The sequence below is a fragment of the Allobosea sp. LjRoot9 genome (assembly GCF_964252745.1).
Taxonomy (GTDB): domain Bacteria; phylum Pseudomonadota; class Alphaproteobacteria; order Rhizobiales; family Beijerinckiaceae; genus Allobosea.
In genome coordinates, this window is the sequence record NZ_CAXUPC020000001.1 from 1,389,793 (window position 1) to 1,406,344 (window position 16,552).

Annotated in this window: 12 protein-coding genes and 2 pseudogenes; 11 read left to right on the plus strand and 3 right to left on the minus strand. The window is 60.6% G+C overall.

The features are described 5' to 3' along the window. The first annotated feature begins 67 nt into the window (after positions 1–67). The 10 genes and pseudogenes from ACSQ3P_RS06465 to ACSQ3P_RS06510 form a co-directional block, all read left to right on the plus strand. Positions 68–2,932, plus strand: coding sequence for a right-handed parallel beta-helix repeat-containing protein (locus ACSQ3P_RS06465; protein WP_436164757.1), 2,865 nt, complete (start codon positions 68–70; stop codon positions 2,930–2,932). Between the two features lie 237 nt (positions 2,933–3,169). Beyond that, complete coding sequence (locus ACSQ3P_RS06470; RefSeq protein WP_436164758.1) at positions 3,170–3,826, plus strand: methyltransferase domain-containing protein; 657 nt, start codon at positions 3,170–3,172, stop codon at positions 3,824–3,826. 203 nt (positions 3,827–4,029) lie between these two features. After that, positions 4,030–4,713, plus strand: a complete 684-nt coding sequence (locus tag ACSQ3P_RS06475; protein ID WP_436164759.1) for a glycosyltransferase family 2 protein — start codon at positions 4,030–4,032, stop codon at positions 4,711–4,713. A gap of 976 nt (positions 4,714–5,689) precedes the next feature. Further along, positions 5,690–6,247, plus strand: coding sequence for a methanogen output domain 1-containing protein (locus ACSQ3P_RS06480; protein WP_436164760.1), 558 nt, complete (start codon positions 5,690–5,692; stop codon positions 6,245–6,247). After that, positions 6,222–7,403 carry a sensor histidine kinase gene (locus ACSQ3P_RS06485; protein ID WP_436164761.1) on the plus strand — a complete coding sequence of 394 codons (1,182 nt, stop codon included), beginning with the start codon at positions 6,222–6,224 and terminating at the stop codon, positions 7,401–7,403. Before ACSQ3P_RS06480 ends, ACSQ3P_RS06485 begins: the two co-directional genes overlap by 26 nt. Continuing rightward, a complete protein-coding gene (locus tag ACSQ3P_RS06490) occupies positions 7,400–8,062 on the plus strand; it encodes a response regulator (RefSeq protein ID WP_436164762.1) in 663 nt (220 codons plus the stop codon). Before ACSQ3P_RS06485 ends, ACSQ3P_RS06490 begins: the two co-directional genes overlap by 4 nt. A gap of 381 nt (positions 8,063–8,443) precedes the next feature. Further along, a complete protein-coding gene (locus ACSQ3P_RS06495; protein WP_436164763.1) occupies positions 8,444–9,163 on the plus strand; it encodes a LuxR C-terminal-related transcriptional regulator in 720 nt (239 codons plus the stop codon). A 266-nt stretch (positions 9,164–9,429) separates the two neighbouring features. Then, a complete protein-coding gene (locus ACSQ3P_RS06500) occupies positions 9,430–10,194 on the plus strand; it encodes a LuxR C-terminal-related transcriptional regulator (RefSeq protein ID WP_436164764.1) in 765 nt (254 codons plus the stop codon). A 29-nt stretch (positions 10,195–10,223) separates the two neighbouring features. Beyond that, complete coding sequence (locus tag ACSQ3P_RS06505; RefSeq protein ID WP_436164765.1) at positions 10,224–11,036, plus strand: glycosyltransferase family 2 protein; 813 nt, start codon at positions 10,224–10,226, stop codon at positions 11,034–11,036. Between the two features lie 424 nt (positions 11,037–11,460). Beyond that, a pseudogene (locus ACSQ3P_RS06510) lies at positions 11,461–12,066 on the plus strand (IS256 family transposase); the annotation flags it as partial. Positions 12,067–12,104: 38 nt separating this feature from the next. Here the strand turns inward: ACSQ3P_RS06510 and ACSQ3P_RS06515 are convergent. After that, positions 12,105–13,307, minus strand: coding sequence for an IS256 family transposase (locus tag ACSQ3P_RS06515; RefSeq protein WP_436164766.1), 1,203 nt, complete (start codon positions 13,305–13,307; stop codon positions 12,105–12,107). A gap of 53 nt (positions 13,308–13,360) precedes the next feature. On the opposite strand from ACSQ3P_RS06515, the pseudogene ACSQ3P_RS06520 reads away from it, so the two are divergent. Next, positions 13,361–13,966 (plus strand): annotated as a pseudogene (locus tag ACSQ3P_RS06520) (IS256 family transposase); the annotation flags it as partial. A gap of 313 nt (positions 13,967–14,279) precedes the next feature. Here ACSQ3P_RS06520 and ACSQ3P_RS06525 read toward each other — a convergent pair. After that, a complete protein-coding gene (locus ACSQ3P_RS06525) occupies positions 14,280–14,825 on the minus strand; it encodes a hypothetical protein (protein ID WP_436164767.1) in 546 nt (181 codons plus the stop codon). 595 nt (positions 14,826–15,420) lie between these two features. Next, positions 15,421–16,317, minus strand: coding sequence for a LysR family transcriptional regulator (locus ACSQ3P_RS06530; protein WP_436164768.1), 897 nt, complete (start codon positions 16,315–16,317; stop codon positions 15,421–15,423). Between the last annotated feature and the right edge of the window lie 235 nt (positions 16,318–16,552).

Sequence of the window (16,552 nt, forward strand, 5' to 3'; positions counted from 1 at the left end):
CTTCGAAGCAGCCGCGCGATACCCTCGCCGCTCGCCGGCTGGTCGCCGCGCAGAGCGAGGACGGATCATGAAAGGGAGGTCACCAGCACTGGCAGACGGCACTGCCGACCGGCGGGCGACCGATCGCTATTTGCCCGCGCTGGCGCTCGGCTTCGCCGGATATGTCGTTTTCGGGAAGAGCTTCGCCTATCTCGGCCTGCCTCCCCTTTTCATCGGCGAGATCCTGTTTGTTCTCGGCCTGCTGGCGTTCCTTGCCTCGGGCTGCACGACGGTGCTTGTGGCGACAGTGCCGGCCATCAGCGCGTGCCTGCTCATGGCCTGGGTCCTGCTGCGCACTCTGCAGGGCCTAGGAGCCTATGGAATCGACGCGCCGCGAGACGGTGCGGTCGCGCTCTATGCCGGTTTTGCCTTCATCGTCGCGGCGCTGCTGGTGGAGCGCCCAGCCAGGATCGCCCAGGTCGTCGGCTATTTCAGGCTGAACGCCCGCATTCTCATCCCGATCGCCATCGTCTTCTATCTCGTTGCGCGCTTCTTCGGCAGCTCGATTCCAAAGCTGCCCGGCCAGGACGTAGAGGTCATCTCGGTTCGTTCGGGAGAGCTCGCAGTCCATCTCTGCGGCGCGCTCGTGCTTGTCCTCGTCGGCCTCTGCAAGGTCAGGCGCCTCTGGCTCGTTGCCGCGCTCGGCGCGGCACTGCTGATCGCCAGTCAGAGCCGCGGCGGCATGCTGGCCCTGCTGGCGCCATTGGTCCTGGCCATGGTGCTGAGCGGCCAGCTGCGCCGCCTGATCACCATTGGCAGCGGCATCGTACTGATCATGGGCCTAGCTTATATGGCCGATCTCGAGATCGATCTGCCCCGGGGCGAGCGGCCGATCAGCGCCCGCGCCCTGGTCGAGAATGTCGTGAGCATTGCCGCGCCAAGCGATGCCAACAACCTCGACGGCACCAAGCAATGGCGGCTGAACTGGTGGGAGGCCATCCGGAACTACACATTCCATGGCCCCTACTTCTGGACCGGCAAGGGTTTCGGCGTGAACCTGGCGGAAGCCGACGGGTTCGTGGTCGGTCTCGAACGCGGCGGCCCGACGCTGCGCAGCCCTCACAGCGTCCATATGACATATCTCGCCAGAGGCGGAGTACCCGGCCTGGCGCTCTGGCTACTCACCTGCGCCAGCTGGATCGTGGCACTGCTGCGCGCGTCGCGCCTGGCCTGGCTGCGCGGCGATGTCGACTGGTCCCGCTATTTCATCTTCCTTAGCTGCTATCTCGCCTCGATCATCATCGACGCATCCTTCGACGTCGCGCTCGAAGGACCGATGCTGGGCATTCCGTTCTGGATCCTGTTCGGGGTCGGCCTTGGCTCGCTGATGATCTATCGCGGCTTGCATATCGTCGTCGCGCCCGCCCGGCCCCGGCGCATGGCAGGCACTGGAGCGCACATCGCCGGCGCGGCTGCGCTGCTGGCGGCGACATGCCTGGGCGGTCCCCCATCCGAAGCCGCGGAGCGCGCGATATGCCCGATCGGAGCGATCCAGATTCCTGTCGGTGCAAGCATTCAGGCTCTCGTCGCCAAGGCGGCACCGGGAGCGACATTCTGCATCGCGCCCGGAATACATCGGGCTCAACTCATCGCGCCGAAGGACAGGCAGGTTTTCATCGGCCAGCCGGGTGCGATCCTGAATGGAGCCGAGCTGGTCACGGATATGCGCCAGTCGGGGCCCTTCTGGGTCATCGCAACGCCACGTCGGCTTCGTCCTGCCTTCGGCACCTGCCTGGCCTCGCGTCCGCGCTGCAACGATCCGGTGCGCTTCTTCCTTGATGGTCAGCCGCTCGAACCGGTCTCCGAACTCGCTGCCCTGCGGCCGGGAACCGTCTTCGACGACCCTGCAACGGGGCAATCCTACCTCGCGGATGATCCGCGCGGCCGCACTCTGGAGAGAACGCGCCAGCCCTATGCCTTCCGCAATGACGGCGCACGCGGCGTCACCGTCAAAGGCTTGATCGTGGAGAAATATGCGACGCCGGCTCAGCATGGCGCGATTTTCGGCGACGAGAATCGCCGCGCTACAGCCTGGCTCATCGAAGACAACGAGGTTCGCTTCAACAGCGGAGCGGGAATAGCGACCGGCGAAGGAAGCGTCGTGCGCGGCAACAAGGTTCATCACAACGGCCAGCTAGGGATCTCGCCCAACGGCGCGGATGTCATGATCGAGAGTAACGAGATCTACGAGAACAATATCTATGGCTTCGACGCGGGCTGGGAGGCTGGCGGCGTCAAGGCGGGTAAGGTCGAGCGCCTGACGCTGCGCGGTAATCATGTGCATGACAACTACGGCTCAGGGCTCTGGTGCGATGTCGATTGCCGCAACGTGCTGATCGAAGGCAATGTCGTCGAGCGGAACTCCGACGCTGGAATCTTCTACGAGATCAGCTTCGACGCCATCATCCGTAACAATACCGTTCGCCTCAACGGGACCGGGCGTGGCGGCCAGCAGGGCAGCCTCTGGGTCTGGGGCGCCGGCATCCAGATCGCGGCATCCGAGCGAGTGCGTGTCTACGGCAACACGGTCACCGTAAGCAAAGGCAGCGCCGGGATCGTGCTCGTCGATCAGGGCCGCGAGCGGCTCGATCAGCCACCCGCAAAAGCCGGTCGTGCCAAGGCGCTCTACAGGACCGTCGGCAATGCCGTGCACGACAATGAAGTGATCTATGAGGGGCCGAGTGGCCTATCGGGCGGCGTGAGCGATGTCGCGGCGTCGAACCCGAATTTCGGGATCATCGAAACGGGCGGCAATCTCTTCGACCGCAACACCTATGTGCTGCATCAGGCGACCAAGGCGCCGCTCTTCATCTGGGGGCAGGGACCGATTTCGTATGATGCGTTCCGCACTCTCGGCCAGGAGGCGAGCGGACAGATCATCGGGCCGAAATAGAGCCGTTTCCGATCCAGTTGGTTCACAACAGCCTCTAACACTTTGTTTTAACGTGTTTTCTTCACGCGAACCGGTGTCCACTTCGCTCGGAAACGCTCTAGCCGTGCCCTGCCGACCTCACCAGAACGGCGTAGTCCGCAAGCTCAATGCGCCTAGTCCTCGAAGACGGCCGCCTGGGGATGGATTGCCGCTAGAATCAAGCCCCGGACAGGCACGGCATCGCGAGGCTAAGACCCCATGAACATGATCCCGCAATCGTTCCGGCGCGCGCACTTCCGCGAGGAAAGGTTCAAGACCTATATCCGTCCGGTCATCGAGACCGTGATCAGGACGCGAGGGTCGTGCCGGATTCTCGACATGGGAGGCGACGCCGACTACTGGCAGTTCGACATGCCCGCTTCGGGCGTCGAGATCTGGCTCCTGAACATCGAAGCCAAGGAGCAATCGCCCGATCCGCGCTTTCATGTCATCCAGGGAGATGCCCGCAACGTCGCGCAGTTCGAGGATCTCAGCTTCGACTTCGTCCATTCCAACTCGCTGATCGAGCATGTCGGCCGCTGGGACGACATGAAGCGCGTCGCCGCCGAGATCAGGCGGCTGGCTCCGAGCTATTACGTGCAGACGCCGAACTTCTGGTTCCCGCTGGACCCTCACAGCAACGCTCCGATCCTGCATTGGCTGCCGCAGCCCGTGCAGCGGCGGATGGTGTCGAGCAAGGCGCGCGGCTTCTACGCAAAGGCCACCTCGCTCGACCACGCCATGCAGATCGTGGAAGGCACCTCGATGCTCGACCGGGCGCAGCTTACAGAGCTCTTTCCGGATGCGCGGGTTCTGACTGAGAACGTCCTGTTCCTCGCGAAATCGCTGATCGCCCTCAAAGCCTCGGATAGCTGAGCGGGAAAGCTATGATGAGACCCGATTTCGTCTTTCTGTCTCTAGCCAGGGATTGTGCCGCGACGATCCCGTCCTTCCTGGGCCTGCTCGCCGCGCTGCGCTCGGAAGGGCTGAGCGTCGTCGCATTCGTCGGCGAGAATGGCTCGCGCGACGGAACCCGGGAACTGCTTCAGCGTGAAGAGACCAGCGGGAGGATCGTTCTGGTGCCGACCCCCTTCATGGCGGGGGAGCGGGATCGGCTGAAGCGGATGGCTCTTGGTCGCGAGCGGCTCAAGAGCGAGTTCGAAGCAGCCGATCTCGAGCCCCGCTTCATCTGCGTCCTCGACATCGACAACGTCATCGCCAGGCCACCCTCGATCGCCGCCCTGCTCGCCGCCGCAGCCAAACTCGAGCGGCAAGGCATCTTCGGCGTTTCGGCGACGTCGCGACCCCACTACTACGATCTCCTGGCGTTTCAGGATGATCACAGATCCTTCGACACGCTGCTGGAAGACCTGGCGGGAAGCCGGAACAACATCTTCGCCTATTATCGTTTTTTTCGCTCGCAGATCTATCCGCACCAGCGAGCGCTCACCGACGATCGCGAGATCGAGTGCGCGTCGACCTTCAACGGCTTGTGCCTCTACCGCACGGATGCCTATCGCCTTGGAAGCTATCTCCAGCCTGGCCCCAGCATCTGCGAGCACCTGGTCTTCAACCGCCGCCTCGCGGATAGGACTGGCGCGAGGATGCTCATCGATCCCGGTCTGATCCTGCACACGCCCATCGACCACTCCCAACAGAGCTTCTTGCCATTCGCCTGGCGACGGCTTCGGAAGCTCGTCGCTTCACCGTTGCTTCAGGCACGTCTTTCGATCAAAGCGCCAGGCTCCTCGACCGTCGGGTGAATGAAAGCAATCGTCTTCCGTCGTCACGGCGGCATGCAGATGGCCACAGAGACCGCGCCCGGGAGCAACCCATGGATCGCGATGCAAGCGTTGCCGGTCATCACGCTGAAACGCTTGGTTTGCCGTGCGTCAGCACCGTGCCGAGCCCGATCTCCCGCCCGCGCTCATTGAACGGCGGCGATTATTTACCCAAAAATATATCTCATAAGTAACATCAATACTTAATACAACCTCGATGACTCTCAGGCAATTAAGCGATGACTCGCCAAATACGTCTAATTACTAAAAAATAAATTCAATATTATCTAGAATTATTCGATATGCATACATATATGTATTTATTATAACCTACGATATTCTAATTATTTTCATATTCAAAATAATTTAAATTGATAATTTAAAATAAATTACTACATATAAGCGACCTTTATATAGTCATTCTATCGAATATTCTTACTGTGAACTAGCCGGGCAAACTTCGTTCAATATGGTACTATATGATAAAATAAATGTATTCCCGGATGGAAGACCGCCTCTGGCTCGGCTCTGAACGAGCCTAACGCAGATTTAAATTATTCAGTTCTTTCGCCTCGGGCACTCCTTGACATACATCAATGAGGCCACGTCGCTGATCTCCTAACGCATCACGTGCATGTGATAATAACCATTGATATCTTACTGCTTTGAATGCTATAACACGCTCAACGTGCAGACTTTGGTTTCAACCTTTAGTTGCGTCGAGCGAAAATGAGCCGTATTTCGCCACCCATTCTCGCTCCCCGCCAAGGAACACAAGAATTGCGCCAATTCGATACAAAATGTTCCTAATCAGGACATAGGATCCAATCTACGGAGGGATAATTACCGGCGAAAGAGATCTTCACAGCTCATGCCCGCCGTATAGTCGATCTTGCGTGAACTTCATCGCTCGAATGCCCGTATCCGACCAGCAATCTGTTCAGGAGGGCCAGTCATCGTGCCCCCAATCATTGCCAATACGACATCGCCCAGCCTTGATTCGCTGGTCATCGATTTCGACCAGCATTGTCTTTTCGATACCCTGGTTGCCGGCATGGCGGATTTGCTCGAAACCACAGCCGGAGTCGATGATGCATGCGCCTATGTCAGCAGCATCGCTGCGCGGCTGGGATCGGACATCGAGAAACAGTATAAGACAGCACTTGGCGTTCAGAACCTCAATCGAGATCAGCTTCTTGCAGCTCTGATCAATTTGAATAAGCGCGCTGACGGCGCATTCTTCATCATCGAAGAAGACGAAGACCATATCGTCCTGGGCAATTGCAAATGCCCCCTGGGAAATGCAGTCATCAGCCACCCATCCCTCTGCATGCTGACGTCGAACATCTTCGGCGTGATGACCGCTAATGCGGTCGGCTATGCAGCCGTCGATCTTGAACAGACGATCGCCAGGGGGGCCGCCGCATGCCGCGTCGTGCTTCACCTCAAGCGAACAGAACTGCATCCAGATACGAGGGAATACTTCCGCGATGATGCATCTGCAGCTTCGAACTGAGTTAGATCTGGAAACCTATCTCGAACCGTCTCTCGTTGTTTGCTGCGACGGAAGCATCCATGCGCAGAATCGTGCAGCGCACCTGGCTCTTTCTCCCCAAACTTCGATATCGTCGCTCTTCGACATCTGCTCCAGCCGAGCCGAAGCCCTGCGAACCTATCTCATTCGCTGCTCAGGCTCCCGTCAGCCGTTGATCGAAAGGGTCAGCTTCGACGGACAGGGCGGCGCCCTCGACTATCGCTGCTTTGGCAACGCTCTGGTTCCGCGGCGCAAAAGCCGCCCGGCCAGCCTTCTGCTGCGCCTCCTCCCTGTGCGAGATGCAAGGTTTGTAGCGCGCGCAGAGCAGATGAGGAGGTCAAGGGCCGAGCGGCACGAGCGCCTTGCCATGGAGCAAGCCGACGAACTGCGCCGCGATCGCCTGCGACTGGTCGAGCAATATTGCTTCGTTGTCGAGGCGCTGCGTATCGCGGAGGCGCAGAAGCAGGAACTCCAGGACGAGATCAAACATATCCGCGCCGATGAGCGTGAGCGCATTGCCCAGGATCTTCATGACCACGCAGGCCAGGAGATGGCCCTCGTTCTCATGGAACTGAGACGCATGCGGGACGCCGCCCGCGGCCCGGCGCGAAGCCGCCTCGACGACCTCGCCATGCATGTCTCCGAGGTCGGACGTAAAATCCACCATGCCGTCGTCGGTGGCCGGCCGCGGATTGTCGACGAACTCGGCCTCAGCCGAGCCATCGAGATCACAGCCGTTTGGTTCACAACGGACGGCAGGCTCGACCTCTCCTTCAAGAAGAAGGGAACGGAGCCCGACTCGCTTCCCGTCGCCCTCGAAAGCAACCTGTACCGGGTCGCCCAGGAGGCGCTGACGAACGCGCTCAAGCACGCGCTCGGCGCACAGAAAATCGATATCGTTCTGGAATTCAACTGCAGATCGGTGTCGCTCACGATAGCCGATGATGGCGCCGGCTTGTCGACGGAAACACAGCCGCAGGGAGAATTCGGCAGTTCGGGCATCGGGCTTCGCGGGATGCAGCAACGCATGAACAGCATTGGCGGAACACTGCAGATCGGCCCGCGTTTCGGCAAGGGTACAATCGTGACGGCAACCGCACCATTGAAGCCCCAACCGCAGCAGGCCGCCCCGCCATGACGGCGCGTATCATACTGGTTGACGATCACCCGATCATCCTGACCGGCCTACAGGCTCTCGTACTCGGGCTGCCGGATCTCGAGTTTGTGGGACAAGCCACCTCCGCCTCCCAGGCGCTCACGCTCGTCCGCGACCGAAACCCCGACATCGTCATTCTCGATATGGGCCTGCCCGGCATGAGCGGCCTCACACTGGCCGAGCGCATTCTTGAAGGAGCTCCCGCGACCCTGATCGTGATGCTGACCCATTACGAAGAGTCGAGCTACGTACAGAAGGCGCTGAAGACAGGCATTCGCGGCTACGTCCTCAAGGCTTCGTCGAGCGACAAGGTCACCCAAGCCATCAGAACGGTGCTGAGCGGCGGCATCTACATCGATTCCGAGCTGGAAGAGTTCCGCTCCGAATGGATTCGCAAGCTGTCCCAAGCCCACAGCCCGGCCCCCGTAGCCGTTCCGAACGGCACATTGACCAACCGCGAACTGCAGGTCCTGCGCCTCGCGGCCGTCGGTCATTCCAACAAGGAGATCGCCCGGCGCGTTGGCCTTGGTATCAAATCGGTCGAAACCTACCGATACAGGGCCTGCAAGAAGCTGATGCTGCACTCGCGCCTCGACATCATCAGATACGGCGCCAGCCACGGCTGGATTCTCGATATCTGAGGGCACTGACCAGAGCCGGATCGATGCGAAAGACCGGCTCCCACTTTTCGCATCCTGCTCTCATCTAAGAGTGACAGCAGGATCAATGCAAAAAACCGGTGCCCACTTTTTCGCATCCTGCTCTACGCCATCGGTGCTCTGAGCCGTCGCATTCAGACCTGTGCGGAGTACTCAGCTTGGCATCGTCGAAAAATGATGGCCACGCACAAAGCGGCACCCTCTCCTGAAGGGCGTAGCGACTTGCGAGACCGTTCCCGTTACCACGGTGCATGGGGAACTGGGAGGCTGGGCCTCGATGGCCGCCTGTAACCAAGCGGAAGCTGCGTCAAGAACTGCCGCGCCTCCTGACTGCAAAAGGCGACCGGATCGGCTGCACGAACCATGGTCAGGATTCTGGTTGCCGACGAACATGCCCTCTACCGCACGGGTTTGCGGGTCGTGCTGCAGGCTGCGCTGCCGGAGGCCGAATTTCTAGAGGCTACCGATCTCGACAGCCTGATGCGCAACCTGTCGGCAGAACAACACATCCATCTCGCGCTCGTCAGTCTGAACCTGATGGGATCGGCGAGTCCCAGCATCATCTGGGACTTCAAGCGCGCCTCTGCGCTGACGCGCTATGTCGTCATCTCGACCAACGGCACCTTCGACCAGGTTCTCCACTTTATCGCTGAAGGCTTCCACGGTTTCATTTCAACGCTGCAGCGGGATGACGAGATCGTTGAATCGGTCAGGGATGTCCTTGCCGGGCGCCTCTCGATCCCGCGCGCCCTGACTCCGTTCAGCACGGACGCGGAAAGCCATCATTCTCGCGACGCTCCACAACGGCGCTCCAGCTTGCAGCAGAGCCCATTCGGATTAACGCCGCGACAGAAAGATGTCCTGACACTCCTGGCGGATGGGCTTTCGAACCGCGAAATCGCCCAGGCGCTCCACATCGCAGAGCCAACCACGAAGATCCATGTCTCGGGGGTGATGCGTGTCCTCAATGTTCGGAATCGGACGGAAGCCGCGGTACTCGCCAGAGATCTAATCCGAACGTCTGCGATCGATCCGGAGCCGCGAAGCAAGCCGCGCCAGGGCAAAATCAAGCCTCGACAATAACAGCCATGCCTTAACAGCCAGGCCTTGTCCTGTAAGGATTGTCCTTACGAGGACCGTACTTTCCTGACAAGACGAACACATCCGAATGAACTAATTATTAACGATGAAATTCTGGCACATATGCCAATTTGAGCCAGCCTGATGCCCCAATTGATTAGAAGATGCGAATCCTGTCTCGGAATGCCTCTAACAGATTAATGGATACGCAGTAGTTCGAGTAGGCCTTTATCGTATCGGTTTTTGTGTCGAGTAATGGGGGAAATACGATGCCTGAACTCATCGAAACCGCCGTATTGAGCGACAACGCGCTGCTCCGGGAAGGGATTACACAGCTACTGAATGGCGCGCGTTTCCGGGTAAGCCAAAGAACCGCCAGCCTCGATCTCCATAGGCACGAGAACGGCCAAAAATCGCCCGATCTCTTCATCGTCGTGATCGACGACATGTCCTGCTCCATCGTCGGCGACATCAAGAGGCAGTTCAAGAGCGCCAAGATCGTGGCCCTTGCCCTGCGCGGCAGCCGCGAATTGATGCACCGCGCCGTGCAACTGGGAGCGGTGGGATATCTTGTCGAGTCCATCTCCGCGCAGGATCTCATCATGTCTCTGGAGGTCGTCATCGCGAACGGAGCCGTCTTCCCCCCCGAGCTTCTGTCACAGCTCTCAGAAGTCGCGGTCGCACCACAGCGCCTTCTGCAAGGCGCGCAACGCAGGGCCGACGGGTCTCCGTTCTCGGGCCTTTCCGGCCGCGAGGTCAGCATTCTGGAAGGGCTCATGCTGGGCGAATCCAACAAGGTCATCGCACGCAAGCTCGAGATCGCCGAGGCGACTGTGAAGGTTCACGTCAAGGCGATCTTGCGCAAGTTGCGTGTCAGGAACCGCACCCAGGCGGCCATGTGGGCCATGCAGAACGCGGCAACCCGGATTCCTGTCGTGGCAGAAGGCGACATGGAGAGCGACATGGCGGAGGAGGAGACCTTGCCGATGATCGCCGCAAGGCCGGAGGCGGCCCCCTCGCCCCAGCTCTCGTAACCGACTGGCTGTAGCGGCAGGGCAGTTCCATGATCGTGACAATCGTCACCCCGACGCTGAACGCCGTCGAGTATCTGAAGGAATGCATCGAGTCCGCGCGCGCGAACGCGACGCACGACATCGAGATCGAGCATGTGATCGTCGACGGCGGCAGTACCGACGGAACCGTAGAGCTCGCGCTCAGCTGTGGGCTGCGCGTGCTCCAGGGCAAAGACAGCGGCATCTTCGACGCCATCAACAAGGGGTCCTTCAACTCGTCCGGCGAGTTGTTGGGCTTTCTTGGCGCCGATGACGTGATGCTCGAGGGCGCGGCCGAGGCGGTGGTGAAGGCTTACCGCGAAAGCGGCAGGCGCTGGGTCGTCGGCGCCATCAGATGGACCGATGCAAAAGGGCATAGCCTTGGTGGGCTCGCGGCCCCTCCGAACTGGGTGACGCCCGCAATCCTTGCGTGTCTGGGCTGGAACCCCATCATGCACATGGCGACCTATTTCTCGCGGAGCTTCTTCGAGGAACTGGGCGGTTTCGACATCGCTTACAAGGACGCCGGCGATTACGAGATGTTCTGCCGAGCCCTGACGAAGGAGCCCTACGGCCGGATTGATCGGCCGATTGCTTGCTTCCGGCGAACGGGAGTGAACAACAGCGCGGTCCACGGCAGCCGAACCGCGGCCGAATGCGCCAGAATACTGGCGCAGCATGGGCCTTCCTCGAACGCAGAGCGTCTGTTCTGGCGCTTTCTGCTCAAGACCTATTTCAACCTCGGCAATCCCGGCTGGTTGCTATCGAAGATGGCGGATTCCACGCGAACGACGCTGAAGCTCCAGCCAAAAGCCCATTTCTGACGCTGCAAGGAACCTAGAGCGTTTTCGAGCGAAGTGGATACCGGTTCGCGTGAAGAAAACGCGTCAAAACAAAGGTCTAGGGCAATTGAACGATCCAATTGGATCGGAAATCGCTCTAGGTGACCGCCCTCGCATCAGAGTGAAGCGCCGTTCAGCCGCGAGCACGACGTGCTCGACACAGCGACGGCGCCGGGTGGGGCTCGGAAGCTTCCCCGGGGACAGCTACGCGAGGATCAGTTTCTCCAGCGTCAGATCCGAGGCGGCTTTCCGAAGTCGCTCGTTTTCCTTCTTGATGTCCTTCAGCCGCTTCACCTGGTCGAACTTCAGGGTCGTGTCCCGTCACGTGGTGTAGGTGAGGTGGTCATCGGCGGTTGCCGGTTAGGTTTGGGTTGCGACGACCAACCCCGAACCGAGAGATCCACCGATGACCGACGAGATGATGAACCTGCGCGGGCTGCTGGAGAAGAGCCCTGATGCGGATGTTTTGCGCGAGATGATCGGCTTTGCCGCCCAGCGCCTGATGGAGCTTGAGGTCAGCGGCCTGACCGGCGCAGGCCTGGGCGAGAAGAGCCCGGAGCGCCTGGCACAGCGCAACGGCTATCGCGAGCGTGACTGGGAGACGCGCGCCGGTACGGTCGAGCTGCGCATCCCGAAGCTGAGGAAGGGCTCGTATTTCCCGGGTTTCCTCGAGCCGCGTCGCATGGCCGAGAAAGCGCTGACGGCCGTGATCCAGGAGGCCTACATCCAGGGCATCTCGACGCGTTCAGTCGATGACCTGGTCAAGGCGATGGGGATGAGCGGCATCTCGAAGAGCCAGGTATCGCGGCTCTGCGAGGAGATCGACGAACGGGTGCAGGCCTTCCTCGACCGGCCGATCGAGGGCGACTGGCCCTATCTCTGGATCGATGCGACCTATGTGAAGGTCCGCCAGGCCGGCCGGATCGTCTCTGTCGCGGTCATCGTCGCCGTCGGCGTCAACAGCGACGGCAGGCGCGAGGTGCTGGGCATGGATATCGGCCCGTCCGAGGCGGGACTGTCTGAATTTTTGTGTCCGGGGCGGGTTGAGCTTCACCGCGTGATGAAGCGTTCCTCGAACATGATGGCGAACTGGGATTTTGCTTCGCCCCATTCGCGCGGTGCCATTTTCCACTCGGCCGCAGCGTCGCGCAAGACGAGATAGATCAGCTTGGTCGCGGCCTCGTCGGTTGGAAAATGCCCCCGTATTTTGACCGCGCGCCGGAGCTTGGCATTCAGAGCCTCGATCGCGTTGGTGGTGTAGATGATTTTCCGCACGCCCTCGGGAAAGGCGAAAAACGGGATGACGCGATCCCAGTTGCGGCGCCATGCCAGGGCGATCGCGGGGTATTTTTTGCCCCAGAAACCCGCATCGAAGGCCTCGAGCGCGGCCGCTCCGGCTTCTGCGTCCTTGGCGCGGTAGATCGCGCGCAGCGCCGGCACGACGGGCTTTCGATCCTTCCAGGAGACGAACTCCAGCGAATGCCGGATCAGATGCACGATGCAGGTCTGTACGATCGCCTGCGGAAAGACGGCGTTGATCGCTTCGGGGAAGCCCTTCAGGCCGTCGACGACGGCAATCAGCACGTCCTCGACGCCGCGGTTCTTCAGCTCGTTCATCACGCGTAGCCAGAACTTGGCGCCCTCGGTCGTCTCGATCCAGATGCCGAGGATGTCCTTGGTGCCGTCGGCCTGCACGCCAAGGGCCAGGTACACCGCCTTGTTGCGGACCAGGCCCTCGTCCCGGATCTTCACGCGCATGGCGTCGAAGAAGATCAGCGGATAGCTCGTCTCCAGCGGCCGGTTCTGCCACTCCGTTACGGTCTCCAGCACGGCGTCGGTCACCGTCGAGATCAGGTCGGGCGAGACGTCGAGGCCATAGATCTCCAGCAGATGGCCCTGGATCTCGCGGACGCTCATCCCCCGGGCGTACATCGAGATGATCTTGGCGTCGAAGCCGGGAAAGCGGCGCTGGTACTTGGCGATCAGCTTGGGATCGAACGTACCCTCCCGATCGCGCGGAATCCGCAGCTCCAGCTTCGAGCTCTCGCCCAGCACCGTCTTCTTCGAATAGCCATTGCGGCGATTGCTCTTCCCGGCCGCCGCCTCGCCATCGAGGTGATCGTCCAGCTCCGCCGACAGAACCCGGTTCGCAAGAGCCTTCTTCAGCTCGTCGACAAGTCCATCCTTGGCAAAAACATCTCGCGGGTCACGCCCCGCAAGCAACTGATCCAACGTGTCCTTCTTGATGACCATATGCGCCCTCCATCGGCGTCACTATGGCCCAAGACACAAAATCCCTGACAGTCCCGTCCGAGGCCGAGACCTTCTGGACCGCCTTCCTGCGCAAGCTGGCGCGGCGCGGCCTGCGCGGGGTCAAACTCGTCATCTCCGACAGCCATGAGGGCATCAAAGCCGCCGTCTCGAAGGTGCTCACCGCGACCTGGCAGCGCTGCCGCGTCCACTTCATGCGCAATGCGCTCGCTCATGCCGGCCGCAGCGGGCGGCGCGTCGTCTCAGCCTTCATCGCCACGGCCTTCGCCCAGGACGACGCCCATGCCGCGAGCCAGCAATGGCGCCGCGTCGCCGATCAGCTCAGGCCGACCGTCCCCAAGCTCGCCGCCCTGATGGACAACGCCGAGACCGATGTCCTCGCCTACATGACCTTCCCGACGCAGCATCGCGCCAAGCTGCACAGCACGAATCCCCTGGAGCGGCTCAACGGCGAGATCAAACGCCGCACAGAGGTCGTCGGCATCTTTCCCAACGAGGCCGCCATCACGCGGCTCGTCGGCGCCATTCTGCTCGAACAAAACGACGAGTGGGCCGTCCAGCGCGCCCGATACATCACGCTGGAAAGCATCGCGCCATTGAGCGATGATCCAATCGTCGGCATCCCAACATTGGCTGCCTGACCTTCCCGGCCCAGCCGGCCAACGTGGTGGCCATCACAAGCTACACCACGCTACGGGACACGACCAACTTCAGACCGCCAGAGTCCTTGCCCACCGATGATGTGTGAGCGGCGTCACACCGATGGCGCAGATCGCTTCCCCAACCGGTCGACCCTGCGACGACAACGCGCCGGCCTGCCTGAGCTTGCCGACAGCTTCTTCCCTGGCAGTCCTGACATCCTCCGGAGGCCCAAAAGGCTGACTACAGGGAGGATCCCTTTTCAGGGGGCAAGCCAGATCAATTATCGCGGTCGTTTCCGCCCATATGAGGCCATCAGTTGAATTGAGTGATCTGGTTCAAGGCGGGATTTGGATTCACCGCTGCACGGATTCGGGTGGCCACATTCGGCGCTACTGTTTTCAAGTAATTTGGATTCCGCATATAGACGCGAATGGCTTCCGCCATCAGTTCCGCGCGCGCATCGGCGCCAAAACAGCCTCTCTGTTCAGGATCGAAGCCATGATATTCAGGGTACCGATATGGATCGAGATCGGCTGGATCTAGATCTGCGCCGGATTTTCTTTCTTCGTTCAGCCTAGGATTATTACAATCATTGTAGACGAACCGAAGTTCATCCCGGATATCGTCCTGATTGATCGCCGATACCATTTCACCCGATTCATTGCGGCACGGCTGACCTGCCTTGTGGTCTATGATGTGACCAAGCATATGGCCCAGGATTATGTCGGCCGACGCGGCATCAAACTCATGCAAATGAGGGAGCTCTCGCCGAAAAGGGCAGTTGGGGAAGAGGTTCTCGTTCTCGGGATCTTCAAAGAACGCCCGGATTGCCTTCCCCTGCGGACCATCGCTCGACATACTCTTGCTCCGTGTTGAACGCCCTCGATAGCACCGGATGGTTTCGTCGCTCAATCTGATGACTACACCGCTGGCCGTTCGGGAATGTCACCCACCCCGGCATTGACCGGAAGCGCCCGCCGGCGAGGCGCCATCAACTCGTGGTTCGGTTCGACCCATCCAGATCGGCAGTCACAGTCCGGCCTCCCCCACATGTGCCCCAACCTTTTACTCCCACTCGATTGTTCCGAAGTATCATAACGCATTGATCCATCGAGGAAAAACTTCCCGCCGCCGACGAAGAACCGTATCCCGGATCCGTCAGAAATTCTCGCTCTTGACTTCAAAGGAGAATTTCGGCGATCCGCGATTTGCTCGGTTTCAAAGACTATCGACACCGGTTGCTCTATTTTCCTCGGAGTTCTCCGCAAAAGCGGCGTCTCCAGCCTGCCAAAAAGACCGTCAGGGATGGTGAAGCCCGTCGCCGTCAGTCGTGCGGCCCTCGCGCCGATTGCGATACGGCGCAACATTCGCGGATTGAACGACGCCGCTTCAAGCGGTCGCAGCTCGGCTTCCGACCGGATTACGGCAAGCGTCGCCGGCGACATGCCGGGCGTCAGTCGCGCGATATGGGCAGACCCGCGAGAAGCGGAGCGTAGGCGGCGAGCCTGCGGGATACGAACTCCGTGAAGAGCCGCACGCGCTTCGTCTTGCGTGTCTCGCCCTGCGTGAGAAGCCAGAGCGTCCCATGCATGGGCAGGTCGATGCCCGGCACCCTCACCAATAGAGCGTCGGCATCTCCGACGAAGCACGGCAGTTTCGTCATCCCGATCCCTTGCCGCACTGCAACGATCTGCGTCTCGGCGTCCGGGGTCCTGAATGGAACTCCCGTGGTGTGAACCTCTCCCTCGCGCGCCCAGGCCGGGAGTCCTTGATTGTCTATGACGATCCACCGGATGGGATCAGGCGCGCCCGTACGCCACGCGGCTAGTCGATCGCGAGACATGTAGACACCGCTGAACAGCTCCGGTCCCTTCAGGCCGTGAAGATTGAGCGGCAGGGTCTTGCGGTCGGCGACAATGCGGATCGCGACATCGGCCTCTCGGTTGGTCAGATTCGCCACCTCGCCGGATGACACGATTTCCATCTCGATATCCGGATGCAGACGCGCGAAATCGGCGAGATCCGGCATGAGCAGATGTGTCGCGAGGAACGGTGGCAGCGTCACCCGCAGAAGCCCGCGCGCGCTCTGATCGCGCCCGAAGACGCGCGTCTCCAATTGGTGCGACGACGCTTCCATCTGGTTCGCGAGCTCGACGACCTCCTCGCCCGCAGCCGTCAGGCGGTAGCCCGAAGGCAGCTTTTCGAACATCTGCGCCCCGAGGCGCTCCTCGAGCTGGGCGATGCGTCGCAGCACGGTCGAGTGGTTCACACCGAGGCGCTCGGCGGCAGCCCGCACCGAGCCTCCGCGCGCGACGGCAAGAAAATAGCGAACGTCATCCCAGTCGATCATGGTGCAATTCCGCACCGCGCGGCGCGCCTTCCAAAGCCCATATCTAACACATCGAACAGCCGTACGGGCGGTCATCTCGGCCTATGCCGACGAGTGCAGCTCAATTCCGAACGGCGGATACCGATCGTCGCGGCTGGTATCAGCCATCCAGCCGGATGGATTTCGCACCACCGATCTGCGCGCTTCCGCACTCAACACCCGACGCCGACGGACCCATTTCCACGGTCTCGGGGGT

Coding starts and splice junctions, on each gene's coding strand:
- ACSQ3P_RS06495 (WP_436164763.1), top strand. CDS start 8,444: ATGGTCAGGATTCTGGTTGCCGACGAACATGCCCTCTACCGCACGGGT.
- ACSQ3P_RS06465 (WP_436164757.1), top strand. CDS start 68: ATGAAAGGGAGGTCACCAGCACTGGCAGACGGCACTGCCGACCGGCGG.
- ACSQ3P_RS06515 (WP_436164766.1), bottom strand. CDS start 13,307: ATGGTCATCAAGAAGGACACGTTGGATCAGTTGCTTGCGGGGCGTGAC.
- ACSQ3P_RS06525 (WP_436164767.1), bottom strand. CDS start 14,825: ATGTCGAGCGATGGTCCGCAGGGGAAGGCAATCCGGGCGTTCTTTGAA.
- ACSQ3P_RS06490 (WP_436164762.1), top strand. CDS start 7,400: ATGACGGCGCGTATCATACTGGTTGACGATCACCCGATCATCCTGACC.
- ACSQ3P_RS06485 (WP_436164761.1), top strand. CDS start 6,222: ATGATGCATCTGCAGCTTCGAACTGAGTTAGATCTGGAAACCTATCTC.
- ACSQ3P_RS06530 (WP_436164768.1), bottom strand. CDS start 16,317: ATGATCGACTGGGATGACGTTCGCTATTTTCTTGCCGTCGCGCGCGGA.
- ACSQ3P_RS06505 (WP_436164765.1), top strand. CDS start 10,224: ATGATCGTGACAATCGTCACCCCGACGCTGAACGCCGTCGAGTATCTG.
- ACSQ3P_RS06500 (WP_436164764.1), top strand. CDS start 9,430: ATGCCTGAACTCATCGAAACCGCCGTATTGAGCGACAACGCGCTGCTC.
- ACSQ3P_RS06470 (WP_436164758.1), top strand. CDS start 3,170: ATGAACATGATCCCGCAATCGTTCCGGCGCGCGCACTTCCGCGAGGAA.